We start from the raw sequence: 206 nt of genomic DNA on the forward strand, positions 1-206 counted from the left end.
GCTGAGGCCGGCTCCGCCGCGCCGGGCCGACGGCTCCCGGGGCCGCCACCCGGCGAGGCCGCCCCCGGGGCGCCCGACCCCCCTCCCAAGCGGCTGTGGCCGCACGAGAGGACGCCTGTCCGCCAGGGCCGGCTGGACCCAGGCGCCAAGGTGGCGGGACCGACTGCGGTCCGCGCTTGCGCCGCCTGTCGCGGCCACCGGCCTGG

It is taken from the genome of Streptomyces purpureus (assembly GCF_014648195.1).
GTDB lineage: Bacteria > Actinomycetota > Actinomycetes > Streptomycetales > Streptomycetaceae > Streptomyces > Streptomyces purpureus.